This is a genomic window from Virgisporangium ochraceum, assembly GCF_016863655.1.
Classification (GTDB): domain Bacteria; phylum Actinomycetota; class Actinomycetes; order Mycobacteriales; family Micromonosporaceae; genus Virgisporangium; species Virgisporangium ochraceum.
Window position 1 is genome coordinate 1 of sequence record NZ_BOPH01000124.1, and the last position, 23,686, is coordinate 23,686.

Annotated in this window: 22 protein-coding genes; 13 read left to right on the forward strand and 9 right to left on the reverse strand. The window is 72.8% G+C overall.

Annotated elements, in window-relative coordinates:
• Window positions 1–209: 209 nt before the first annotated feature.
• The 5 genes from Voc01_RS43105 to Voc01_RS43125 are packed head-to-tail and all read right to left on the reverse strand — an operon-like array spanning window position 210 to window position 4,868.
• Window positions 210–731 (reverse strand): hypothetical protein, encoded by a 522-nt coding sequence (locus Voc01_RS43105; protein ID WP_203933531.1) that lies wholly within the window; start codon window positions 729–731, stop codon window positions 210–212.
• Window positions 724–1,575, reverse strand: coding sequence for an alpha/beta fold hydrolase (locus Voc01_RS43110; protein WP_203933532.1), 852 nt, complete (start codon window positions 1,573–1,575; stop codon window positions 724–726). The genes Voc01_RS43105 and Voc01_RS43110 overlap by 8 nt, the downstream gene beginning before the upstream one ends.
• A gap of 59 nt (window positions 1,576–1,634) precedes the next feature.
• Complete coding sequence (locus Voc01_RS43115) at window positions 1,635–3,434, reverse strand: HEAT repeat domain-containing protein (RefSeq protein ID WP_203933533.1); 1,800 nt, start codon at window positions 3,432–3,434, stop codon at window positions 1,635–1,637.
• Between the two features lie 14 nt (window positions 3,435–3,448).
• The gene (locus tag Voc01_RS43120; protein ID WP_203933534.1) at window positions 3,449–4,465 is read right to left on the reverse strand and encodes a carcinine hydrolase/isopenicillin-N N-acyltransferase family protein; all 1,017 of its coding nucleotides are present in this window, start codon (window positions 4,463–4,465) and stop codon (window positions 3,449–3,451) included.
• Window positions 4,466–4,487: 22 nt separating this feature from the next.
• Window positions 4,488–4,868: a hypothetical protein gene (locus Voc01_RS43125; RefSeq protein WP_203933535.1), complete on the reverse strand. Its 381-nt coding sequence runs from the start codon at window positions 4,866–4,868 to the stop codon at window positions 4,488–4,490.
• A gap of 109 nt (window positions 4,869–4,977) precedes the next feature.
• Between Voc01_RS43125 and Voc01_RS43130 the strand changes: the two genes are divergently transcribed.
• Both Voc01_RS43130 and Voc01_RS43135 read left to right on the forward strand, forming a co-directional pair.
• Complete coding sequence (locus Voc01_RS43130; protein WP_203933536.1) at window positions 4,978–6,081, forward strand: sensor histidine kinase; 1,104 nt, start codon at window positions 4,978–4,980, stop codon at window positions 6,079–6,081.
• Window positions 6,082–6,089: 8 nt separating this feature from the next.
• Window positions 6,090–6,734, forward strand: a complete 645-nt coding sequence (locus Voc01_RS43135) for a response regulator (protein WP_307781613.1) — start codon at window positions 6,090–6,092, stop codon at window positions 6,732–6,734.
• Window positions 6,735–6,740: 6 nt separating this feature from the next.
• Here the strand turns inward: Voc01_RS43135 and Voc01_RS43140 are convergent, their stop codons facing one another.
• Window positions 6,741–7,184, reverse strand: coding sequence for a hypothetical protein (locus Voc01_RS43140; RefSeq protein ID WP_203933538.1), 444 nt, complete (start codon window positions 7,182–7,184; stop codon window positions 6,741–6,743).
• Window positions 7,185–7,301: 117 nt separating this feature from the next.
• Between Voc01_RS43140 and Voc01_RS43145 the strand changes: the two genes are divergently transcribed.
• The 9 genes from Voc01_RS43145 (at window position 7,302) to Voc01_RS43185 (ending at window position 20,893) form a co-directional block, all read left to right on the forward strand.
• The gene (locus Voc01_RS43145; RefSeq protein WP_203933539.1) at window positions 7,302–7,538 is read left to right on the forward strand and encodes a DUF6229 family protein; all 237 of its coding nucleotides are present in this window, start codon (window positions 7,302–7,304) and stop codon (window positions 7,536–7,538) included.
• 1 nt (window position 7,539) lies between these two features.
• A complete protein-coding gene (locus Voc01_RS43150) occupies window positions 7,540–10,401 on the forward strand; it encodes a type 2 lanthipeptide synthetase LanM family protein (RefSeq protein WP_239160910.1) in 2,862 nt (953 codons plus the stop codon).
• A 13-nt stretch (window positions 10,402–10,414) separates the two neighbouring features.
• Complete coding sequence (locus tag Voc01_RS43155) at window positions 10,415–12,286, forward strand: ABC transporter ATP-binding protein (RefSeq protein WP_203933540.1); 1,872 nt, start codon at window positions 10,415–10,417, stop codon at window positions 12,284–12,286.
• Window positions 12,287–12,589: 303 nt separating this feature from the next.
• Window positions 12,590–13,588: an ABC transporter permease gene (locus tag Voc01_RS43160; protein ID WP_203933541.1), complete on the forward strand. Its 999-nt coding sequence runs from the start codon at window positions 12,590–12,592 to the stop codon at window positions 13,586–13,588.
• Window positions 13,585–14,514, forward strand: a complete 930-nt coding sequence (locus Voc01_RS43165) for an ABC transporter permease (protein WP_203933542.1) — start codon at window positions 13,585–13,587, stop codon at window positions 14,512–14,514. The genes Voc01_RS43160 and Voc01_RS43165 overlap by 4 nt, the downstream gene beginning before the upstream one ends.
• 1 nt (window position 14,515) lies before the next feature.
• Window positions 14,516–16,633, forward strand: coding sequence for an ABC transporter ATP-binding protein (locus Voc01_RS43170; RefSeq protein ID WP_203933543.1), 2,118 nt, complete (start codon window positions 14,516–14,518; stop codon window positions 16,631–16,633).
• Between the two features lie 23 nt (window positions 16,634–16,656).
• A complete protein-coding gene (locus tag Voc01_RS43175; RefSeq protein ID WP_203933544.1) occupies window positions 16,657–18,363 on the forward strand; it encodes an ABC transporter family substrate-binding protein in 1,707 nt (568 codons plus the stop codon).
• Window positions 18,364–18,751: 388 nt separating this feature from the next.
• Window positions 18,752–20,440, forward strand: a complete 1,689-nt coding sequence (locus Voc01_RS43180) for an FAD-dependent oxidoreductase (RefSeq protein ID WP_203933545.1) — start codon at window positions 18,752–18,754, stop codon at window positions 20,438–20,440.
• Between the two features lie 57 nt (window positions 20,441–20,497).
• Window positions 20,498–20,893, forward strand: coding sequence for a rhodanese-like domain-containing protein (locus tag Voc01_RS43185; RefSeq protein WP_203933546.1), 396 nt, complete (start codon window positions 20,498–20,500; stop codon window positions 20,891–20,893).
• A gap of 1 nt (window position 20,894) precedes the next feature.
• On the opposite strand, the gene Voc01_RS43190 is transcribed toward Voc01_RS43185, so the two are convergent.
• The 3 genes from Voc01_RS43190 to Voc01_RS43200 are packed head-to-tail and all read right to left on the reverse strand — an operon-like array spanning window position 20,895 to window position 21,884.
• A complete protein-coding gene (locus tag Voc01_RS43190) occupies window positions 20,895–21,080 on the reverse strand; it encodes a hypothetical protein (protein WP_203933547.1) in 186 nt (61 codons plus the stop codon).
• Window positions 21,081–21,105: 25 nt separating this feature from the next.
• Complete coding sequence (locus tag Voc01_RS43195; protein ID WP_203933548.1) at window positions 21,106–21,417, reverse strand: winged helix-turn-helix domain-containing protein; 312 nt, start codon at window positions 21,415–21,417, stop codon at window positions 21,106–21,108.
• Entirely contained in the window at window positions 21,414–21,884 is a 471-nt protein-coding gene (locus Voc01_RS43200) for a hypothetical protein (RefSeq protein ID WP_203933549.1), read from the reverse strand. Before Voc01_RS43200 ends, Voc01_RS43195 begins: the two co-directional genes overlap by 4 nt.
• Window positions 21,885–22,268: 384 nt before the next feature.
• Between Voc01_RS43200 and Voc01_RS43205 the strand changes: the two genes are divergently transcribed.
• Together Voc01_RS43205 and Voc01_RS43210 are read left to right on the forward strand one after the other, a co-directional pair.
• The gene (locus tag Voc01_RS43205; protein ID WP_203933550.1) at window positions 22,269–22,901 is read left to right on the forward strand and encodes a Rossmann-fold NAD(P)-binding domain-containing protein; all 633 of its coding nucleotides are present in this window, start codon (window positions 22,269–22,271) and stop codon (window positions 22,899–22,901) included.
• Window positions 22,902–22,919: 18 nt separating this feature from the next.
• Window positions 22,920–23,618, forward strand: coding sequence for a sulfotransferase domain-containing protein (locus Voc01_RS43210; protein ID WP_203933551.1), 699 nt, complete (start codon window positions 22,920–22,922; stop codon window positions 23,616–23,618).
• The last annotated feature ends 68 nt before the right edge of the window (window positions 23,619–23,686 follow it).

Genomic DNA, 23,686 nt, shown 5'->3' on the forward strand with positions numbered 1-23,686 from the left:
CGACGATCAAGGCGGCCGGCGCGGATCTGGTGGGCGGATTTGCGGTGACGGACCGTAGTGGCGGGGATCCGTCCGAGCTGAGATGTCGGCTTTGCCCAATTCGCGACTGCGCGCGAACCTGCGACTCGGGACACTAGTGGGCATGCTGCCAAGGGGTGGCGACGGCGGGGCGCGTGGGCAGGGCGCGACACCGGCCGTCAGCAGCGGCCTCAGGGTCTCGTGGCCCACAGGAATGCTGTGCAGAACGAGGCGGGCACGGCGTCGGGTGGGAGGAGGGTGTCGGCGTCCGACGCCAGGGTCAGGGCCTCGTCCCCGGTGCCCCGGTAATAGCCGGTTTCGTGGAGGCCCATGGCGGCGCCCACCAGGGAAGCGCCCTCGCTGTGCCGGGCGGGGCCTTCGCGCAGGTCCCACCAGTGGCCGGCCAGGCGGGCGGCCACCTCGTCGGCCGAGGGGAGGACACCCAGGCGCCACGCTCTCGCGGTCAGGCCGACCACCGCGTCCCAGAACGGGAGGGGTGGACGGCCTCCCAGGTCGGCTTCGGCCTGGGAGGCCAGTCGGGACACGGCGTCGAGGATCGCCTCGTGCTCGTCGGGTGGGAGGGCGGCCAGCTCGGTTGCCGCCGGCACGCCCAGAGCTACCAGCTCGCGTGCCAGCGGCGGCCAGTCCTCGGGGCTTAGGGCCCAGGTCTGCTCCGCCGCCAGCGCGTGGGCTATCCGTGCGAGCTCAGTCAAGGATCTCCCGGAGCTTCGCCGCGAACGGCTCGGGCTGGCCGGGCATCCCGTACTCGTTGCCGAGGAAGCCGCCGTGGTTGCTGGGGAACGTCACGGGCTCGGTGCCGAGACCCGCGGCGACGGCCACACCGGCACGGTGGGCCATCTCGCCCCCGGACTCCTCGCCGACGGCCATCACGATGCGGGTCGACGCGGCGCGCAGTGCCGCGAAGTCGGGCTCGTAGTGGGTGCAGGTCACCAGGTTCTGGCCGAGGAGCGGGTCGGTACGGGAGCCGTCGTCGTCGGAGGACATGCCGAACTGGGCCGGGTCGGGCGTGGGCAGCGCGGCGAAGTCGGCGGGCACCTCGCCCTTCAGGCTGGTCGCGGTGATGAACTTGACCATCGCCGGGCCGGCACCGGCCCGGTCGTAGGTGGCGCGGATGTCGGCGACGGCGGCCAGGGCCTCCTTGGCGTCGGGCAGCGTCGTCAGGGCCGGCGGCTCGTGCGCGACGAGCACCCGCACCTGCTCGGGGTGCCGGGCGACCAGGGCCAGCGCGTTCACGGCACCGCCGCTGCTCGCGAAGATGTCGACCGGCCCGGCGCCGAGGGCGGTGATCAGCCGGCTGAGGTCGTCGGCGTGCAGGTCGGGGGTCGACTCGGCGGCGCCGTCGGTGCGGGTGCTGCGACCGATGCCGCGCGGGTCGTAGGTGACCACGGTGCGGTCGGTGATGTAGCCGGCCAGCGTGCCGAAGCCGGTGGCGTCCATGGGTGAGCCGATCAGCAGGAGGGTCGGCGCCGTGGCACCGGGAACCTCGCGGACGTCGTAGTGCAGCACTGCTCCGGGCACGTCGAGGGTGTGGCTCATCGGTCGCTCCTTGGGTCGCTGGTGGACTGTACCGATAGGACCGACCGGCGTACGGAAACTCATCGGAGGCGGCGGTGGATTTCTTCGCGGTACCGCTCGTCGGTGTGGATCGGTTCGTCGTCGATGGACGTCCAGCGGGGCAGGCGGCGGTCCCCGGTCAGCAGGTCGCGCAGGGCCGCGCGCGACAGCACGTCGAGCGGGGAGGTGCCACGCTCCGGTCGCGGGGCGTTGGGTCCGCCGGTGATGCGGCTCCGCACCCGGGTGGCGAGGACGCGGTTCCAGGGCCGGGTGACGGTGCCGAGCAGCCGGTCGAGCGCGGGTAGGGCGGGCGCTGCCGCCGGTCCCATCGCCTCGAGCACGGCCACGGCGGGAGACGCCTCTTCGGGTGCGCGATCGAGCAGGAGGATCAGGGTGTCGAGGACGCCGACGGCGTCGGGCCCCCACGCGGCCAGGCTGTTCAGCGGGTCGGCGCCGAACGGCCCCCAGCATCCGGTGCGGCGCAGGTGGTCGGTCACCGCCGGTAGAAGATCTTCACGGGACGCGCGCAGCAGGTTCAGCATCCGCTTCGGCCGCGGCACGCGGTACTCGCGGTCGAGGTCGTGGCGGGGCCAGGGATACCGGTCGACGGCGAGCAACTCGGTGATCGGGCCGACGGCCCGTGCGTCTCCGAGGTGCGCCAGTGCTATGCCGAGCCGCCCCCTGACCTCGGCGTCCGGGTGGCCGGCGGCCGCCGAGATCCGGTCGGCGAACGCACCGGCGGCGCCGCCGGTGCGTGAGAGCAGCCGCGCTGCTTCGACGGCGACCGCGGGCGGTCCGTGCTCCACGCGGTCGACCAGCAGCTCGATCATGTCGGCCGTGGGGGACCGCCACGTCGAGGCGACCGCGAACGCGGCGCGGCAGCCGGCGGCGGAGGTGGTCGGGTCGGCGGACCTGACCAGGCGAACCGCGAGCCCGGCCCGCGCCCGGAGAGCGGCACGGGCCCGGGGGCGGTCACCGGCGTCGGCGTGGGTGTGGGTGTGGATGTCGGCCCGGGGCTGGGTGTTTGCTTCGGGCGTTGGCGGCTCGTCGGTGCCCAGCAGGGCTGCCGTCCAGGCGCCGGTTCCACCGTGTCTCCGGACGTCGTCCAGCCAGTGGACCCGGCGCATGGCCCGGTCGACCGGAGCGGTGACCGTCTCCGCCAGCGTGTCGGGGAGGCGGTCGGGGGGCGGGGTGGTGGTCAGGCAGAGCCACGCCACCGCGGCGGCGTAGCGGACGTCGGCCGGGCGGGACGGGTCGGGCCACAGGGTGGCGGCCGCCTCGGTGCGGGCTGCCGGGTCACCGAAGCCGCGGTCGATCTGGGCCGCCGCGAACACCAGGCTGATCCGGGTGGCGGGGTCGGTCTCGTCGGCCAGCCGGTCCCACAGGCGGTCGGCCTCCGCCGGATCGGGCGACATCGCCAGCGTGTAGGCGGCGCAGGCCCGCACCTCGGGGTCGGGGTCGCCCACCAGGGCGGTGAGGCGGTCGCGGTTCGCCAGGACGGCCCGGCGGGCCAGGGCGCGGGTGTCCGACAGGGCGGTGCCGTCGCTGGCGTACCGGTCCAGGCCGCCGGGCGGGGCCGGGTCGAGCAGGTCGGTGCGCAGGTCGACGACGTAGCGGCTGTCGCGGCCGGCGGCGCCGGCCAGGTGGAGCAGGTCGGCCCGCGGGGCGACGCCGGCCGTGGCGGCGGCGATCAGGGTCGGCACGATCCTCGCCGCGTCGGCGGTGGAGGTCTCCTCGTCGCGGACCAGCGACCACAGCAGCCGACCGGCCGAGGTGGCGACGTCCGGGTCCTCGTCGTGGAGGAGGGCCAACCGCGTGCGGACGGCGTCGGTGTCGGGCACCGCTCAAGGATGAGCTAACGGACGGAGAACTCGTGCACGGTCTCCCACCTCTGCCGCGCCACGAGGTGCACGGCGCCGCCGCGGGGCTCGTAGGTCACCGACCACCGGGTGTGCGACTGCACCACCGAGCGCAGCACGTCCATCGACCGGCGCCAGTCGAGTACTCCGCCGGTCGCGGCCAGGGCGGCCTGGATGGTGGCGTAGCGGCGGTCGACGTCACCGGCGTCGGCGCCGGCCACGCGGAAGTTGGTCAGCGCGGTCGCGCCGCGCGTCACCACCTTGTGACCGTCGACGAACTCGACCACGGCCGAGGCGCCGGAGGCGTCGGCGAGGAGGTAGTGCAGCGGCGGGCCGCCGTCGAAGTCGAGGTTGTAGCGGTCGAGAACCGCGAGCGCTTCGTCCACAGTGGACGCACGGTCGAGCATGAGCCGGAGGATGCGCACGCTCCCGACGGTCGGCCGACCGGGCACCGCCTCGGCGCGGGCGGAGTCGTCGGCGGCGAGGCCCACCACGAGACCCTCGGCGTTCATGCCGTCGAACGGCAGCAGTGGCGCGTCGAGCAGGTTGCGGCGGGCGGCGGCGTCGGCGAGCGGGTCGACGCCGCGCGGCAGCCCGAGGTACGAGATGTCCACGATGGACACCGACGCGTGGCCGTCGGGCGGGTCGGTGTGCAGCACCAGCGCAGGGTTCGGGTCCCAGTCGAAGTTGCGGCCGTACACCGGTCGCGCGGCGTCGCCGGTGGCGTAGAAGAGCGAGCAGCCGAACGGGGACGGCGACGGCGGCGTCGGAACACCGGCCAGGTCGTCGTAGTCGCCCGAGTACGTCATCGCGTACACGTCGTCGGTTCCGGGCAGCCGGCGCAGGGTCGCCAGGGTGGCGTCGGCCTCGGCGGCGGTCTGGCGCGACGCTCCCACCGGGCCCGCCGCAACAGGGGCTTCCGCGCCCACGCGCGTCTCATCCGATCTGGAGCACGCGGCGGCGCCCGACGCGACCAGCCCGGCCACGACGAACGCCGCGAGCAACGACCTCATGACTGTTGGACCCGCGACGGCGTCATCCGGTTGCGCGGACCCGGCGCAGCGCCCATGCGACCACGCCGCAGATCGTGCCGACGGCCAGGCCGGTGAAGACGCTCGACACCGTCATGGCCACGCGGAGGAACCAGACGGGCAGGTCGGTGTCGGGGGCCTCCCAGAACAGGTTGTGGCCGACGGCGAGGCACAGGCCGTAGACGCCGCCGGTGGCGAGCATGGCGAGGAACGGGTTGCCCGCCCGCCACACCGCCACCGCGACCCACACGACGAGCGGGACGAACACGAACACCGCGTTGACGGCCGTGCCCTCCCGGATCACGTCGAGGTCGTGCAGCACGACGCGGGGCGCGGCGAGGAGTCCGAGGGCGACGATCGTCCAGGCGGGGAGTCCGAGGTTCATGGCCTGGACCGTAGGAATTTCCGCGCTGGCGGGGATCCCGCGTGGGGCGGGGGTCGGTGTCGCTTTTCAACGTACCTTCGCGTGCGTGGTGGGCTTCTAGCATCGGGGGATGACCACCGGCCGGGAGAAGGTGGCCGACGCCGTCGTCGCGGTGGCGGTGGCCGCCGCGCTGGTGGTCGTCGCGTCGGCCGGGCAGGCGGGCCGGGCGGGCCCGGCGGCGTACGTGTGGGCGGCGGCGCTCGGCGCGCTGATGTTCTGGCGGCGGCGGTACGCGCGCACCGTGCTCGTCCTCACCGTCGCCGGCATGTTCACCTACTACGCGGCCGGGTTCGCGGCGATCGGCGTCGCGGTGCCGGTCGCGGCCGCGTTGTTCGCCGCGGCCGAGGCCGGCCACCGCCGGTCGGCGGTCGCGGCCGCCGCCGTGGTGCTGGCCGTCTCGGTGGCGTTCCGGCTGGTGGACGGGCAGGAGTTCCGGTACGTGGTGCTCTACGAGGCGACCGGCCACGTCGCGTTGATGGCCGCGGCGATCGCCCTCGGCGAGCTGGTGAGCGCCCGGCGGCGCATCGCCGCGCTCACCGAGCGGCAGATCGCGTTCGAGGCCGGGCAGCGGCTGGCCGACCACAAGCAGGCGCTGGCCCGCGACCTGCACGACTCCATCGGTCACCGGCTCACGGTCGCGGCGATCCACACCAACGTCGCCCGCGAGGAGGTGACCCGCCGGCCCGACGCCGCGGCGGCCGCGCTCGACCACGTCGCCGACGCGGTGACCCACGCGCTGGCCGACCTGCGCGGCACGGTGCGCGACCTGCGCTCCGGGGCCGACCCGCGGGGCACGGTGCGCGACCTGCGCTCCGGGGCCGACCTGTCGGCGGTGGTCGACGCGGCCCGGGCGGCGGGGTTCGAGGTGCGGGCCCGGCTCGAGCCGGTGGAGCTGCCGTCGGAGGTGTCGGCGACGGTGCACCGGCTGGTGCAGGAGGCGGTGACGAACGCGTTGCGGCACTCGTCGGGGCGCTCCCTCGACGTCTCGGTTCTGCGCGCGGACGGGACGCTGCGGGTGAGCGTGACCGACGACGGGTCTCCCGGGCCGGCCGCCTTCGGGACCGGCCTGGCGGGGCTGGGGGAGCGGGTGGGATCGCTGGGCGGCCGGTTCGACGCGGGGCCGGCGCCCGGCGGATGGCGGGTGGCCGCGTCGATCCCGCTGGCGCGGCCATGATCCGCGTCGTGCTCGTCGACGACCAGTCGCTGGTGCGGGTCGGCATCGCCGCACTGCTCACCGGCGACGACGGTGGGCGGCCGATCGCGGTCGTCGGCGAGGCGTCCGAGGGCGGAGACGGGGTGGCCGTGGTGCGCCGGGAACGCCCGGACGTGGTGCTCATGGACATCCGGATGCCCGGCACCGACGGGATCACCGCGACCCGCCGCATCCGCGCCGACCCCGACCTCGGTGGCGTCGCCGTACTCATTCTGACGACGTTCGACACCGACCCGGAGGTGCTCGGCGCGCTGCGCGCCGGCGCCGACGGCTACCTGCTCAAGGACACCACGCCGCGGCGGCTGCGGGCCGCCGTCCGCGACGCCGCCGAGGGGCGGCCGGTGCTGTCGCCGGACATCGCCCGCCAGGTGATGGCGCACGCCGCCGCGGCTCCGGTGCCGGAACCGGACCCCCGGCTCGGCCGGCTGACCGCCCGCGAGCGGGAGGTGCTGACCGCCCTGGCACACGGCGAGGACAACGCGACGATCGCGCGGCGCCTGCACCTGAGCCCGGAGACCGTGCGCACCTACGTGAGCCGGCTGCTCACCAAGCTCGACGCGGGCAGCCGCGCCCGGCTGGTGGCGATCGCCCACAGCAGCGGCCTGGGCCGGTAGCCCCGGTCACGGGTGGACGAACGCGACCACGACCTGCTGCGGCGCGACGCACTCGCCGCGGTGCCCGCGGGTAGCGAACGTCAACACGTAGGTCCCGACCGCGTCGACCCGGAGCTGCGGACCGCTGACCGTGTCGCACCCGACGGTCTGGTGGAAGAGGATGTGACCCGTGTTCGACGTGCCGGCCAGCCCCTCGATCCGCTGGCTGAACCCGGCTCCGGTGAAGGGCGCGGCCGCCTCCGCGTAGCTCGCCCGGTCGACGAGCACCACCCGCGCGAACCGCTGCGGCGCCCGCACCCCGTACTCGGAGAGCACCGGGGTGCCGCTGACCAGCTGGCCCGGCGGCTCCTCGTCCCGCGGCCGCCGCTCCGCGTTCGTCACCAGCACCGCGGTCACCACGACCTGCACCACGAGCGCCGCCGCGCCCGCCACCCAGTAACGCCTCGTCATGCACGGTCCGACGCGGCGGCGGGCCGGTCGGCTCCCGGGCCCGGGTAACGAATCCACTGCAACGGAATTGCAAAGCCGCCTGACACGCTCGGCGCCCTACCAGGAAGGGATGTGGTCATGTCAGACCTGACCCAGGAAGCGGCCGACCGGATCGTGGCCAGCTGGCGCGGCAGCGGCCCGGCCGTGGCGGAGTGGGACAGCCCCGCCGGGCCGGTGTTCGCCGCCGGCGAGTTCGCCGAGAGTGACATCACGATGGAGGCGATCTTCGCGGCCTCGGGCTGTCCGAACCCGACGCCGGGAACCAACCTCTGCGGTACCGCCTGCACGTACTCCGCCGGACGTCAGTGCTGCTGACGTGCCGCAGACGCAGGTAGCCGACGCCGTGCTGGGAAGCCTGGTGACGCCCTCGTTGGCGCACCTGGCGACCCGGCTCGGCTCGGTCAACGGGATGACCGGCGCCGAGCGCGACGTGGTGCACACCGCCGCCGCGTCGGCGCTGCAGGACGCGCTGCAGCTGCGGACCAACCGGGTGCTGCTCGTCGAGCTGCACGCGGCCCGGCTCAGCGGGCGGCTGACCGCCGACGACGCGACGGCCCGGTGGCGGCAGTGGCAGGAGCTGGCCGCCGGACGCGGCTTCTGGGAGTCGTTGTCGGAGCACTACCCGACGCTGCTCGACCGGCTGGCCCGGATGGTCGGCAACCGCTGCGACGCGGCGTTCGCGTTCGCCCGCCGGTTCGCGGCCGACCGGCCGGCGATCGCGGGGCTCGTCGGCACCGACCCCGGTGAGCTCGTCGAGGTCGAGTTCGGCGCCGGTGACAGCCACCGCGGCGGGCAGACGGTCGCGCTCGTGCGGTGCTCGGGCGCGCGGCTGGTCTACAAGCCGCGGTCCGTCGCCGTGGACGTGGCCCTGGACCGGTTCCTCGCGGGGTTCCTGACCGGTCCCGACCGGATCCGGGTCCCGGCGGTCGTGGTCGGCGACGGCTACGGCTGGGCCGCACACGTCGAGCACCGGTACTGCGCCGACGACGCCGAGCTGCACACGTTCTACCGCAACCTCGGGCACTGGCTCGCGGTGATGCGGCTGCTCGGCGGCAGCGACCTGCACGCCGAGAACCTCGTCGCGGCCGGGCCGGTACCGGTCGTGGTCGACTGCGAGACGCTGTTCACGCCGCCGCCGCCGGAACGCCCGTCCGGGTACGGGCTGGCCACCGACCGGGCCGGCGCGCTCGTCGGCAACACGGTGCTGGGCACCGGCCTGCTGCCCGGCCGCGGGCTGGGCCTGGGCTGGCGCGGCATCGACATGTCCGCGATCGGCTCGCTGCCGGGCCAGCAGCCGACGTCGCGGCTGCCGGTGATCGTCGACGACGGGACGGACCTGGCCCGGATGGGCTACGCCGACGTTCCGGCGCCGACGGCGCTCAACCACCCGAGCCCGAAGCCGGTGCTCGGCCGGTTCTGGGACGACGTCGTCACCGGGTTCGAGGAGCTGACCGGGCGGCTGCGCGGGCTCGACACGGACGGCCGGCTGGACCTCACCGGCTTCGCCGACGTCCCGATCCGGGTCGTACTGCGGTCGACCGAGAGCTACGCCGAGGTCGGCCGGATGCTGTGGCACCCCCGGTCGCTGCACGACGAGCCGGCCGCCCGGCGGCACGCCGCCGACCTGCTCGCCCGGCAGGCCGCGAACGCGCCGGGCCGTCCCGACGACCCGGTCGTGATCGACGCCGAGGTCGCCGACCTGCTCGTCGCCGACGTGCCGATGTTCACCACGACGCCCGGCGACGGGCGGATGGACGGTCCGGGCGGCACCGTCTGGGGGGACGCCCGCGACCTCGTCGGCGTGGCCCTGGACCGCTGGCGCGCCACGGACGTCGCGCTGGAACGCCTGGTGATCAGGTCGGCGATGGTGAGCGCGTACCTCAACGAGGGGTGGCTGCCCGAGCAGCGCCGGCTCACCCCGTCAACGGTGCGCGCCGACGACCTCGACCGGCGACGGCGTGCGGCCGCCCACGGCATCGTGCGTGACGTGGTGGACTCCGCCATCCACGCCGAGGACGGCACCGTCACGTGGATCGCCGCCGGGCTCGCCGCGACCGGCTGGGCGGTGCTTCCGCTCGCCCTCGACATGTACGCGGGCTCGCCCGGCGTGGCCGTGCTGCTCGCGGCGTACGCGCGGGAGATGGCACGCGGCCGGGCCGACCCCGTCGAGGAGGTGCCGCGACTGCTGGAACAGGTGCTGCACACGATGCGTACCGCGGAGACGCAGTGGGTCGCCGACCGGGCCCGGGTCCGCCAGGCGCGGCCGGAGTCGCCGGGCGGCTACGTCGGGGTCGGGTCGCGGATCTGGGGCTGGCTGCTGCTGGGCCGCCTCGGCGCGGTCGACCGGGCCGAGGCCCTGCGCCGCGCCGGTGACCTGCTCGTGGAGGTCCCGGGGACGCTGTCGGACGACGCGATCGACCTCATGCACGGGATGGCGGGCACCGTCGTGCCGCTGATGCGCCTGCACGAGGGCACCGGCAGCGCGGAGGCGCTGGCGCTCGCCGTCACGATCGGCGAACGGCTCACCGCGGCGGCGACCGTCCGCGACGGGCTGGCGTGGTGGACGACCAGCCCGATGCTGCCCGAGGGCATCGGCGGGCTGGCGCACGGTGCCACCGGCATCTCGTGGGCGCTGGCCCGGCTCGCGGCGGTCACCGGCGACGCGCGGGCCCGCGAGGTCGCGGCCATGGGCTTCGACTACGAGGAGACGCTGTACGAGCCCGGGATCGGTGGCTGGCGGGACCTGCGCACGCCCGACGTCACCGTCGCCGCGTGGTGCCACGGCGCCGGCGGGATCGGCGTCGTCGCGGCCGACCTGATGCGTACCGGTTTCGGCGACGGGGACCGGTGGCGCGACGTCCTGCGCCGCGCCGGCGAGGCCTGCCGGTCGCACGGCACCGGCTGGAACCACACCATCTGCCACGGTGACCTGGGCGCGTGGGAGGTCATGCGGCTCGCGCTCGACGGTGGGGTCGGACCGGACGGCGTCAACGTGCCGGGGCTGAGCGCGTTCGTGCTGAGCGGACTGGAGAAGTACGGACCCGTCAGCGGGTTCGCCCGTGACGTGTTCACGCCCGGGCTGCTGCCGGGGCTCGGCGGCGTGGCGTACCAGCTGCTGCGGATGCACCCCGACAGCGACCTGCCGTCGGTGATGCTGCCCGACCCGGGCGCGCCGTGACGCCGGTCGCGCCGTGACGCCTCCGGTCGATGTCGAGCTGGAGTCGCCCTACTGGACCATCGACGATCCCGAACCGGACGTCGGGCTCCGGCAGCTGCTGCGGCGGCTGCCGGCCCAGGCGCGGACGGTCGCCGCGCTCGTCGCCCGCGCCGACCGCCGGGGCGCGGTGGCGATCGTGGCGCTCCAGCTGGTGTCGGGGGTGGCGACGACGTTCGGGCTGCTGGCCGTCACCGGGGTCCTGGAGCGGCTGCTGACCGAGCGGCGGCTGTCGGCGGCCCTGCCGGCGCTGGCGACGATGGTGGCCGCCTACGCCGTGCGGGGTGCGGTGGAGACCGCCGTCGGTCTGCTGTACGCGCGGGTGCGGCCGTCCGTGCGGCGGCTGGCCGAGGAGGAGCTGTTCTCCGCGTGCCTGCGCGTCGAGCTGGCTGCCTTCGACGACCCGCTCTTCCACGACCGGATGCAGCGGGCCCGCGACCGCGGCGTGTTCCACATCGAGCGGGCCGTCGACAACCTCGTCGGCCTGCTCGGTGCGGCCCTCGCCGTGGTCGCGGCGTCGGCGACCGTGGGCATCCTGCACCCGGTGCTGCTGCCGGTGCTGGTGCTCGGGGTGCTGCCGGAGTGCTGGTCGGTGCTGCGTTCGGCGCGGATGGCGCACCGCCACGCGACGCGGACGACCACGCTGAACCGCCGGCTGCGGATGGTCACCGACCTGGCCGCCGAGCACGCGTCGGCCGCCGAGATCCGGGCCAACCGGTGCGGGGACTTCCTGCGCGGGGAGTACGCGTCGGTCGCGGACCCGTTGCGGGAGCAGGAGATCCGGGTCGGCACGGCGCAGGTGCGGGTGCAGGCCGTCGGCCGGATGCTCGCCGGCCTCGCGGTCGGCGCGACGTTCGCGCTGCTCGGGGTGCTGCTGCAGGCGGGGTGGATCCCGCTCGCGGTCGCCGGTGCCGCGGTGCTGGCGGTGCGCACGACCAGCGGTGCCCTGGGCGGGCTGGTGGTCGCCGCGAACCAGCTGGTGGAGCAGGGCCTGTACGTGACCGACTACCAGAACTTCCTCGCCGACGCCGCGTCCCGGAGCGGGAGGACGACCACGGCGGCGCCGCAGCCGGCGGTCTCGCACCCGGCGCCGCGCCGGATCGACGTGACCGGCGTCGACTTCGCCTACCCGGGTGGCCGGCCGGCGCTGCGCGGGATCACGCTGACCGTCCACGCTGGACAGACGATCGCGCTGGTGGGTGAGAACGGCTCGGGCAAGACGACGCTCGCGAAGATCCTGGCCGGCCTCTACACGCCCTCGGCCGGCCGGGTCAGCTGGGACGGTGTCGACCTGCGCGCGCTCGACCCGGCGGCGGTCGCCGACCGGATCGTCGTGGTGATGCAGCATCCGGTCCGCTGGCCGCACACCGCGCGGGCGAACGTGCGCGTGGGACGGCACGACCGCGCCGACCCCGGCGACGCGAAGCTGCGCGAGGCGGCCCGGTTCGCCCGCGCCGACGCCGTGGTCGAGGGGCTGCCGCAGGGCTGGGACACCCTGCTGTCGCGGTACTTCCGGGGCGGGGTCGACCTGTCCGGCGGGCAGTGGCAACGGATCGCGGTCGCGCGCGGGCTGTTCCGCGACGCGCCGCTGCTGATCTGGGACGAGCCGACCGCGCCGCTCGACCCGCAGGCCGAGTTCGACGTGTACGAGTCGCTGCGCCGCCTCGCCCGCGACCGCACGGTCGTGCTCATCACCCACCGGCTGGCGAGCATCCGCAACGCCGACCGCATCTACCTGCTGCACGAGGGCGCGCTGGCCGAGCAGGGCACCCACGACGAGCTGGTCGCGGCGGCCGGCCGGTACGCCGACCTGTACGCCCTGCAGGAGCGTCTGCACGCTGTGCTCTGACCCGAACGGGCGCGCGGGGACGTGGCGCGGCGGAACCGGTTCGTCATGTCGCCGGAATCGGGTACGCGACATCGCGGTCCGGTGGCGAGATCGCATGCAACCATCCGGTGCGTTCGCAGGTCTCCCATGACATGGATCCGCCGTTCAGACACCGATCGGCACCCATCGTGTAACGGATTAATAGAGATCAATCAGAGAAGTGCGGCGATACCCGGTTGATGCAGTAGATGTTGCCGCACGGGATGTGGTCCGGCCGTGGTCCGGAAGTTTCGAACGTCAACGACGACGACTGGAGACTCTTGCGTGGTCGGGTTCCTGAGCCGCCGGCTCGCCAATTACGTGGTGCTGCTGGTGATCGCGACCAGCGTCGGCTACCTGCTGGCCGCGGCCACGCTCAACCCGCGGTTCAAGTACGACAGCGCGCAACCGCGTCCGCCGGAAGCGGTGATCACGAAGGCGCTCGACGACGTCAACATGAACCCGGAGGATCCGGGCCTGGTGCGGCTCGGCCGGTGGGCCAAGGCGATCGTCACCGACTTCGACTTCGGTCGAACGCTGGAGAACAAGTCGATCAACGAGGAGATCGGCCGGCGCATATGGGTGAGCGTCCGGCTGCTGCTCATCGCCTCGATTCTGGGGTCGGTGATCGGCGTCGCGCTCGGGGCGTACAGCGCGGTCAACCAGTACCGGTGGAGCGACCACACGATCACGTTCGTGTCCTTCCTGGTCATATCGGTTCCGGTCTTTGTGCTGGGTGTGGCCCTGAAACAGCCCGCGATCTCGTTCAACGACACGGTCGGCACGACCGTGTTCTATATCCAGGGCGAGTACGGCGCCGGCGGCGGCGGGTGGGGCTGGTCGGCCATCGTCGACCGGCTGGCACACCTGGTGATCCCGACGGTGTCGCTGGCGCTGGGGCTCATCGCGGTCTACAGCCGCTACCAGCGGGCCACGATGCTCGACATCCTCGGCAGCGACTTCCTGCGCACCGCCCGCGCCAAGGGCCTGCGCCGGCGCCAGGCGCTGATCAAGCACGGGCTGCGCACCGCGATGATCCCGATGGCGACGTTCTTCTCCTACCAGTTCGTGCTGATGTTCATCGGGGCGATCTTCACCGAGAAGATCTTCGGCTGGCACGGCATGGGTGAGTTCTTCATCGACTCGCTCGGCGACAACGACATCAGCTCGGTGGCCGCGGTGGTGCTGTTCTCGGCGGTGCTGGTGCTGCTCGCCGGCATGCTCGCCGACTTCGCGTACGCGGCGCTCGACCCGCGGGTCCGCACGGGAGGAAAGCGCGCATGACCTCACCCGCAGACCCGACGACGAAGGTGCTGGCCGAGGCGCAGGTCGTCGGCGCCGAGCAGTTGCCCGACGAGACCCCGTCGGTCTCCCGCGGACGCATGATCATGCGGCGGTTCCGGCGCAAGCGGCTGGCCATGATCGGCCTGGTCACGCTCGTGGCGCTGTTCCTGCTCGCGTTCCTCGGTCCGTACATCGCGCCGTACGACTACACGTCCAAGGACTTCGACGCGTTCCTGCAGCCGCCGACCGGCGACCACTGGTTCGGCACCAGCCAGACCGGCGGCGACCTGTTCGCGCAGACCCTGCGCGGCATGCAGAAGTCGCTGATCATCGGCCTGCTCGCGGCGGTGATCGCGACCGGGCTGGCCGCGCTGGTCGGCGCCACCGCGGGCTACTTCGGCGGCTGGGCCGACCGGGCCCTGATGTGGGGCCTGGACCTGCTGCTCGTGCTGCCGGCGTTCCTGATCCTGGCTCTGATCTCGCCGTCGCTGCGCGGAAAGAGCTGGATCTTCTTCGTGTTCCTGCTGGCGCTGTTCCAGTGGATGATCACGGGCCGGATCGTGCGCGGCATGACGCTCTCGCTCAAGGAGCGCGAGTACGTGCAGGCGGCCCGGTTCATGGGCGTCGGGCCGTACAAGATCATCTTCCGGCACATCCTGCCCAACATGGCCTCGCTGCTGATCATCGACGCCACGATCAACGTGGCACTGGTGATCATCGCCGAGGCCGGGCTCTCGTTCTTCGGCTTCGGCGTCCAGCCGCCCGACATCTCCCTCGGCACGCTGATCGCCGAGGGCAGCGCGTCGTTCCTCACGACGTACTGGCTGTTCCTGTTCCCCTCGATCATGCTCGTCGCGATCGTGCTGTCGGTGAACCTCATCGGCGACGGCCTGCGTGACGCGCTCGACCCCCACGCGGCGAAGTGACATGACAGAGACGACCAGCCTTGCCAAGCCCACCGGGCCGGCCGCCGCCAACGACGTCGTGCTCGAGGTCGAGGACCTCTACGTGACGTTCCCCAGCGAGGCCGGCGACGTCGCGGCCGTGCGCGGGATCGACTACCAGGTGCGCGCCGGCGAGGTGCTCGGCATCGTCGGCGAGTCCGGCTCCGGCAAGTCCGTCTCGTCGCTGGCGGTGATGGGACTGCTGCCGCGGCAGGCCCGGGTGTCCGGGTCCGTCCGGTACCGGGGCCAGGAGCTGCTCACCCTCGACGACCGCGCCGCGTCCCGGATCCGGGGCAAGGAGATCGCGATGGTCTTCCAGGACCCGCTCTCCGCGCTGACCCCGGTGTACACCGTCGGCGACCAGGTGGCCGAGGCGCTGCTGATCCACCACGACATGAGCAGGAAGAAGGCCGCGGAGCGCGCCGTCGAACTGCTCGACCTGGTCGGCATCCCCAACGCGAGGCAGCGGGCGCTCGCGTTCCCGCACGAGTTCTCCGGCGGCATGCGGCAGCGGGTCACGATCGCGATCGCGATCGCCAACGACCCCGACGTCATCATCGCCGACGAGCCGACCACCGCCCTCGACGTCACCATCCAGGCGCAGATCCTCAGCGTGCTGGAGACCGCGCAGGAGGCCACCGGCGCCGCGATCGTCATCATCACGCACGACCTCGGCGTGGTGGCCGGCTTCGCCGACCGCGTGCAGGTGATGTACGCCGGCCGGGTGGTCGAGAGCGGGTCGGTCGACGACGTGTTCTACCGCCCGCGGATGCCGTACACGCTCGGGCTGCTCGGCTCGATCCCGCGGCTCGACGCCGTGGAGCGCCAGCCGCTCACGCCGGTCGAGGGCAACCCGCCGTCGCTGGTCAACCTGCCGCCCGGGTGCAAGTTCGTGCCACGCTGCCCGCTGGCCATCGACATCTGCTCGGAGCAGGAGCCGCCGCTGGTGCGCATGGGCCGCAGCGGCGTCGCGCACACGTCGGCGTGCCACCGCAGCGACGAGGTCGAGCGGGCCGGCGCCACCAGCACCGACATCTTCCCCGCGCCCCTGGCACCGGTCGCGCCGGTGGAGCGGCTGCCCCGCGAGCAGCGCGACACGGTCCTGTCGGTCGACGGGCTGGTGCGGCACTTCGCGTTGATGAAGGGCAGCGTCTTCCGGCGGCGCACCGGCACCGTGCAGGCCGTCGACGGGGTCAGCTTCGACATCCGCGAGGGGGAGACGCTCGCGCTGGTCGGTGAGTCGGGCTGCGGCAAGACCACGACGCTGATGGAGATCCTGAACCTGGCCCGGCCGCAGCAGGGCTCGATCGCGGTGCTCGGCCGCGACACCGCCAGGCTCGACCGCGGCGACCGGTTCACGCTGCGCCGCGACCTGCAGGTCGTGTTCCAGGACCCGATGGCCTCGCTCGACCCGCGCATGCCGATCGGCGACATCCTCGCCGAACCGTTGCGCACGCACGGGGTCCCACCGGCGGAGCGGCAGCGCCGCATCCGCGACCTGCTCAAGACGGTGGGGTTGTCGCCAGACCACGCCAACCGCTACCCCAACGAGTTCTCCGGCGGGCAGCGCCAGCGCGTCGGCATCGCCCGCGCGCTGGCGCTGCAGCCCAAGCTCGTGGTGCTCGACGAGCCGGTGTCGGCGCTCGACGTGTCGATCCGGGCCGGCGTGATCAACCTGCTCGAACACCTGAAGGTGGAGTTCGGGCTGTCGTACCTGTTCGTCGCGCACGACCTGTCGGTGGTGCGGCACATCGCCGACCGCGTGTCGGTGATGTACCTCGGTCGCATCGTGGAGAGCGGACCGGTCGACCGCGTCTTCGAGGCGTCGTCGCACCCGTACACGCAGGCGCTGCTGTCGGCGATCCCGTTGCCCGACCCGCGCCGGGAGCGCGAACGCGAACGCATCCTGCTCCGCGGCGACCTGCCCAGCCCGGCCGACCCGCCGTCGGGCTGCCGGTTCCGCACCCGCTGCCAGAAGTTTGTGGTGCTCGACGACGCCCGTCGTCAGAAGTGCATCGACGAAGACCCACCCAGCCTGCCGATCGGCGACAGCGACCACACAGCCGCCTGTCACTACGCCGAAGCGGCCCGGGTGTTGTAGGGATCCGACTGAAGGAGGCCTCCGTGAACCGGAGAGCATTGTTAAGCGGCGTCGTCGCGCTCACGCTGGTCGGCGCGACAGCCGCCTGCAGCGGCGGTGACGGTAGCGGCGGCTCGTCCAACCAGCCACCCGCCAAGGCCGGCGTCAACGACATCACCGTCGTGGCGCGCGACCAGGTGAAGAAGGGCGGTCAGCTGGTCTGGCCGGTGTCCGACATCCCGGCGACCTTCAACAACCTGCATCTGGACGGCAACCTCGCCGACGTCGCCGACATCATGGAGGCGATGATGCCGCAGGTCTTCCTGACCGACGCGGCCGGCACGCCGATCTGGAACAAGGACTACCTGGTCGAGGAGCCGAAGCTCGAGACCAGCCCCAAGCAGAAGATCACCTACAAGCTCAACGACAAGGCGAAGTGGAACGACGGGACGCCGATCACCTGGGCCGACTTCGAGGCGCAGTGGAAGGCGCTCAACGGTAAGGACAAGGCGTTCAGCATCAACTCGTCCACCGGCTACGAGCTGGTCGAGAGCGTCACGCGCGGCGCGTCCGACAGCGAGGTCGTGGTGACCTACGCGGAGAACTACGCCGACTGGGAGGACACGTTCGTCCCGCTGTACCCGAAGTCGACGAACTCCAGCGCCGAGGTGTTCAACACCGGGTGGAACGAGAAGGCGGGCGGGCCCACCGCCGGTCCCTTCAAGTTCGGTGCGATCGACAAGACGGCCAAGACCGTCACGATCGAGCGCGACCCCGCGTGGTGGGGCAACGAGGCCAAGCTCGACAAGATCATCTTCAAGGGCATCGAGGACAACGCGACCGCCGACGCCGTCGACAACGGCGAGGCCGACTTCTTCGAGATCGCGTCGAACGTCAACTCCTACAACCGTGCCCAGCAGATGCTCGGCAAGATCGACCTGAAGCGCGCGGGCGCCCCGAACTGGCGCCACATCACGATCAACGGCTCGAAGCCGCACCTCGGTGACGCCAAGGTGCGCCAGGCGCTGTCGATGGCGATCAACCGGGAGACCATCGCCAAGGCCCTGCTGGGCCCGCTGGGCCAGGAGCCCAAGGTCCTCAACAACCGGATCTACATGGGCAACCACGCCAACTACAAGGACAACTCCGGCGAGATCGGCAAGTACAACGCAGACAAGGCCAAGCAGCTGCTCGACGAGGCCGGCTGGAAGGTCGCCGGCGCCGGACGGGCCAAGGACGGCGTGCAGCTCGCGATCGACTTCGTGATCCCGGGCAACGTGGCGCAGAGCAAGGCCGAGGCCGAGCTGATCTCCGAGATGCTCAAGCAGGTCAACGTGCCGGTGACCATCCGCACCGTGCCGGTCGGCGACCTGTTCGACACCTACCTGACCCCGGGCCAGTTCGACATGACCGTGTTCTCCTACATCGGCGACGCGTTCCCGGTCAGCGACTCGGCGGCGATCTACGTGACCCCGGTCAAGAAGGCCGACGGCACGCTCGACACCCAGTCGAACTTCTCCCGCATCGGTTCGCCGGAGAACGACGAGCTGTTCAAGAAGGCCGCGGCCGAGCTCGACGACGCCAAGGCCGCCGACCTCGCCAACCAGGTCGACGCCAAGCTCTGGGAGATGGTGCAGAACATCCCGATGTACCAGCGCCCCGACCTGTGGGGCGTGAAGAAGGGCCTGGCCAACTTCGGTGCGTTCGCCTACGCGGACGTGGTGTACGAGGACATCGGCTGGACCAGCTAGACATCGTTCGAGGTCAGGGTTCCGGTCCGACGCCGAAGCCAGGCGGCGGCGACCACCGCAACGGAGCGCGATCGTGCCGAGGACCGCGGATCGGCTGGTGATCGAAAGTGGGGGCGACTTTTCGCGGTTCTGGCGCGGGCGAAACAGCAGAAGGTCGCCACCACTTTCGATCTTGGCTGGCCCGTTGTCGGGGCCGCTCCCGTCGCCACCCCTGTTGATCATCTTCACTGGCGAGAAGGTGAAGTGACACTTCAGGTTTCCGCCAGCAGAGTCGATCATGGGGCTCGGCGGCCGGCGGAACCCTGATCCCGAAAGCTCTTTGGTTCCACGGCACACGTGGTGCCCTCCTTCGGGAGGGCACCACTGCTCTTTGGGGCCACAATGGCTCATGCGCTACGACGTCGTGGTGATCGGCTCCGGGTTCGGGGGCAGCGTCGCCGCGCTCCGGCTGGCCGAGAAGGGCTACCGGGTCGCGGTCCTGGAGGCCGGGCGCCGGTTCGCCGACGACGAGCTGCCGGAGACGTCCTGGCGGGCGCGGCGCTTCCTGTGGGCACCGCTGCTCGGCTGCTACGGCATCCAGCGGCTCACCCTGCTCCGCGGCGCCGGCGCGAAGGTGCTCGTGCTGTCCGGTGCCGGCGTCGGCGGCGGGAGTCTCGTCTATGCCAACACGCTCTACGAACCGATGCCCGACTTCTACGACGACCCGCAGTGGCGGGGCATCACCGACTGGCGCGCCGAGCTGGCGCCGCACTACGACCAGGCCAAGCGGATGCTGGGCGTCGCCACCTACCCGCGCACGACCGCCGCCGACGAGGCGATGCGGGCGGTGGCCGACCGCATGGGCGTCGGGCACACGTTCCACCCGACGCCCGTCGGCGTGTTCCTGGGCGAGCCCGGCCGGCGGGTGCCCGACCCGTACTTCGGCGGCGCCGGCCCCGAACGGGTCGGCTGCACGCACTGCGGCGCCTGCATGACCGGCTGCCGGCTCGGCGCCAAGAACACCCTCGTGAAGAACTACCTCTGGCTCGCGGAGCGGGCCGGGGTCGAGGTCCGTCCGTTGAGTACGGTGGTCGAGGTCCGTCCGTCGGCCGCGGGCTATGCGGTGACCGTGGTGCGCACCGGCGCGGTGCTCCGCCGGCGCCGCGAGGTGCTGGAGGCCGACCAGGTGGTGTTCGCCGCCGGCGCGCTCGGCACGCAGCGGCTGCTGCACCGGATGCGGGCCACCGGTGCGCTCCCGAACCTGTCGTCGCGGGTGGGCGAGCTGACCCGCACCAACTCCGAGGCGATCCTGGGCGCGTCAGTCCCGTTGCGGGTGGCCCGGCGCCGCCGCCTCGACCTCTCCGACGGCGTGGCCATCACCAGCTCCTTCCACCCCGACGGGCACACCCACATCGAGCCGGTCCGCTACGGTCACGGCTCCAACGCGATGGGACTGCTGCAGACCGCCCTCGTGCCCGGCGGCCCGCGCCGCACGCTGCGGTGGCTCGCCACGATCGCGCGGAAACCGCTGACGTACCTGCCGATGCTGTCGGTGCGGAGATGGTCGGAGCGCACCGTGATCGCGCTGGTGATGCAGTCGGCCGACAACTCGCTGACCACCCGGTACCGGCGCCGCCTCGGCCGCTGGGTGCTGCGCAGCGCTCCCGGTCACGGCGCGGAGAACCCGACGTGGATCCCGGCCGGCCACCGGGCCGCCCGCACCCTGGCCGACGAGCTCGGCGGTATCGCGGGCGGCTCGGTCACCGAAGCGTTCGACACGCCGGTGACCGCGCACATCCTCGGCGGCGCGGCGATCGGCGCGACCCCGGCCGACGGCGTCATCGACCCGTACCACCGCGTCTACGGCCACCCCGGCCTCCACGTCGTCGACGGTGCGGCGGTGACGGCGAACCTCGGTGTCAACCCGTCACTGACCATCACCGCGCAGGCGGAACGAGCCCTGTCGATGTGGCCGAACCGCGGCGAGGCCGACCCACGCCCGGAGCCCGGCTCGCCGTACACGCGGGTCGACCCGGTGCCACCGGCCCATCCGACCGTCCCGGCGGGCGCGCCGGGTGCCCTCCGCCGGACGGTGTAGTGGTTCACCCGCCCGCGGCGGCGCGTCGTTCGGGTCGGGTGCGGCCATAATCTCCGGGTGAGTGTCGACCGCGTCCTCGCCGAGGCGCGCCACGGGGTCCGCCGGTACACCGCCCACGAGACCGAGGTTGCCCGCCGACGCGGGGCGCTCGTCGTCGACACCCGCACGGAGACGCAGCGGGCGGAGGCCGGGGAGCTGCCGGGCGCGGTGGTGATCGACCGCACGGTGCTGGAGTGGCGCCTCGACCCGAAGAGCGACGCCCGGATCGCCGAGGCGGTCGACTACGACCTCGAGATCGTGGTGGTGTGCCGCCAGGGGTACAGCTCGAGCCTGGCGGCGGAGAGCCTGCGCCGGATCGGCCTGCGCCGGGCCACCGACATGGTCGGCGGCGTCGAGGCGTGGCGGGACGCGGGGCTGCCGCTCCACGACGGGCCGGCCGACGTGCGGCGCTGACCTACCCGGCGCCGAGGCGCTCGGCGATCGCCGTCGCGATCCGGTCGGCGGACGGCTCGGCCGAGTCGAACGTCAGGTCGGCGACGACCACGGTGCGACCGGCGGCGGTGAGCAGTGCGGTGAGCCGGTCGGCGACGGTGTTCCTGCCCGCCGCCAACGGACCCGTCAGGACGACAAGTTCAGCCACGGTGCCATCCTCGCGCGCGTCCCGTTCAGCGGGGGAGGACGGAGGCACCGGACCTCGACACGATCTCCTGCAACGCGATCACGTGCTGGTCGAACGCGGTGCGCCCGGCGCCGGTGAGCCGGGCCGACGTGCGAGGGCGTTTGCCCACGAAACCCTTGCGGATCTCCACGTAGCCGGCCTCCTCCAGCGTCGTCAGCTGCTTGGACAACGCGGAGTCGGACAGGCCGACGCTGTCGCGGATGAACTTGAAGTCGGCCCACTCCGAGGCGGCCAGCAGGGACACGATCGACAGCCGGGTGGGGGCGTGGATGAGCTCGTCGAACCGGGCGCGGCTCATGAGCGGCCCGCGAGCATCAGGCGGCGCAGGTACCGCATGAGCAGTGGGCCGCCGACCACCATGGCCACCGCGGCCAGCAGGATGCCGATCGTCGCGGGGTAGGGGGCTCCGGCGGCGTCGAGCGCGAAGGACGTCGGTAGCGAGACGGCGAGGATGGCCGCGACGAATCCGAGGATCGCCAGCACCCCGGCCGGCCCGAGGAGGGTGTTGCGCGGCTGTGCCCGTCTGATGACGTTCCACACCAGCCGACCGGTCACCGCGACGATTCCGAGGACGAACACCGCCGTGGCGACGGCGATCACCGGCGTCCGCCCGGTTTCGACGGCGACCGTGAAGCCGACCATCAGAGCCGCGGTGGCCCACCAGAAACCGGTGGGGACGATCGTCGAGTCGACCACCTGCGCCCGCCGTCGGGCGATCTCGTCGAGCGCGCCGGCGGCCTCGTCGGGCCGCACGTCGTTCATCATGACCGACCTCCTGAGAAAGTACTTGCCTACCGGGAAAGCTAGCATCAGCTTTCCCGGTAGGCAAGTACTTGCCGAGCGAGCGTCGGGTATGATCACCGGCGTAAGGTGCGGCGCCGCTTCCGTCGGCGTGTCGGGACTTCCGGCCGGCACGACAGCCCCGGCAGGGCTGTCTGGTTCTCTCTCGTGAAGAGGGGTCCCTCGCCGTGTCCCGAACCATTCTCGTCACCGGTGCCCGCGGCACCATCAGTTCCGCGCTGCTGCGCCTGTTCGCCCGGGCCGACGTCGGCGCGCGCGCCGCCTCGTCCACGCCGGGGGTCGGCCAGGTGCTGCTGGATCTGCACGACCCGGCCACGTTCGCACCCGCCCTGCGGGGGCGTTTCGCAGGTGTTCCTGTACGCCCACCCGTCGACGGCGGCCGATGTCGCCGCCGCGGCGGCGGCAGCGGGCGTCGAGCACCTCGTGGTGCTGTCGTCCAACGCGGTCGCGCGCGTCGACGATCCGGAGGTCAACCCGATGGCCGCACCGTTCGTCGCCACCGAGGCCGCGCTGACCGCCGGTCCGGTGCTGCGCCCCGGCGCCTTCGCGGGCAACGCCCGGCAGTGGACGCACGACATCCGCACCCGGCGCGCCGCCGACCTGCCCTACCCGGACGCCCGCGTCGACGCCGTCACCGAAGGGGACGTCGCCGAGGTGGCGTTCCGCACGCTCACCGACCCGGGCCTGTGGGGTGCCACGCTCGACCTCACCGGGCCGCGCGCGATCGGTCTCGCCGAGCAGGTGCGGGTGATCGCGGCCGCGCTCGGCGCGGAGGTCGCGGTCCGTCGGGTCGGCCGGGACCGGTGGAAGCGGTCCGTCGGCCCGTACCTGACCGACGCGTACGCCGAGGCGCTGCTGAACTACTGGCGCGACCTCGAACGGCACCCGGCGCCGGTGAGCACCGACGTGCCGACGGTCATCGGCCGGCCGGCGACCGGTTTCGCCGACTGGGTGACGCAGCATATCGATGAGTTTCGCTGACCCGGTACAGTTCGTGCGGTGATTGTCTGGGTCGCGTCGTTCCCCCGGTCAGGCAACACCTTCCTGCGGATCGTGCTGAAGAACCTGTACGGCGTCCGGACCTCGGTGGTCTACGACGTCGACGGGGTCGCCGAGCGGCTCGGCGCCGACTTGGTCGGCTACACCGACCGGCCGGCGCCGATCCGGGCCATGCGCGCCTCCGGTGACGTGCACTTCGTCAAGACGCACCGGCAGCGCGACGACCAGATCGACGAGGGCGACCCGGCCATCTGCCTGGTCCGTGACGGCCGGGATGCCCTCGTCTCCTGGGCCCGGCTGAACGGCGGGTCCGACCCGGCCCGGTTCGAGGCGGAGCTCCGGACGATGATCCTGCGGCAGGACCGGGTCGGGACCGGCAGCTGGGGGACCAACGTGCTGAGCTGGCTGCGGCCCCCGGCCCCGCACCGGCACGTGCTGCGGTACGAGGACCTCGTGCGCGACCCGCGTCCCGCGGTCGGGCGCATCATGGCCGCCCTGGTGCCCGACTTCGCACCGGCACCCGACGCGGTCATCCCCTCGTTCGCCGACCTCCGGCGCGCCGACGACCGCTTCTTCCGCCGCGGCCATTCCGCCACCCACCGCGACGAGCTCCCCGAGGACCTGCACCGGCTGTTCTGGTCACGGCCCGACAACCGGGCCGCCATGCGCCTGCTCGGCTACGCCCGGCAGCGGCGCTGAGCCCTTCTTCAGCACCGACCCCTTCTCCCAGACCGGCACCGGCGGCAGCCCCCGTGCGGCCCGCGCCC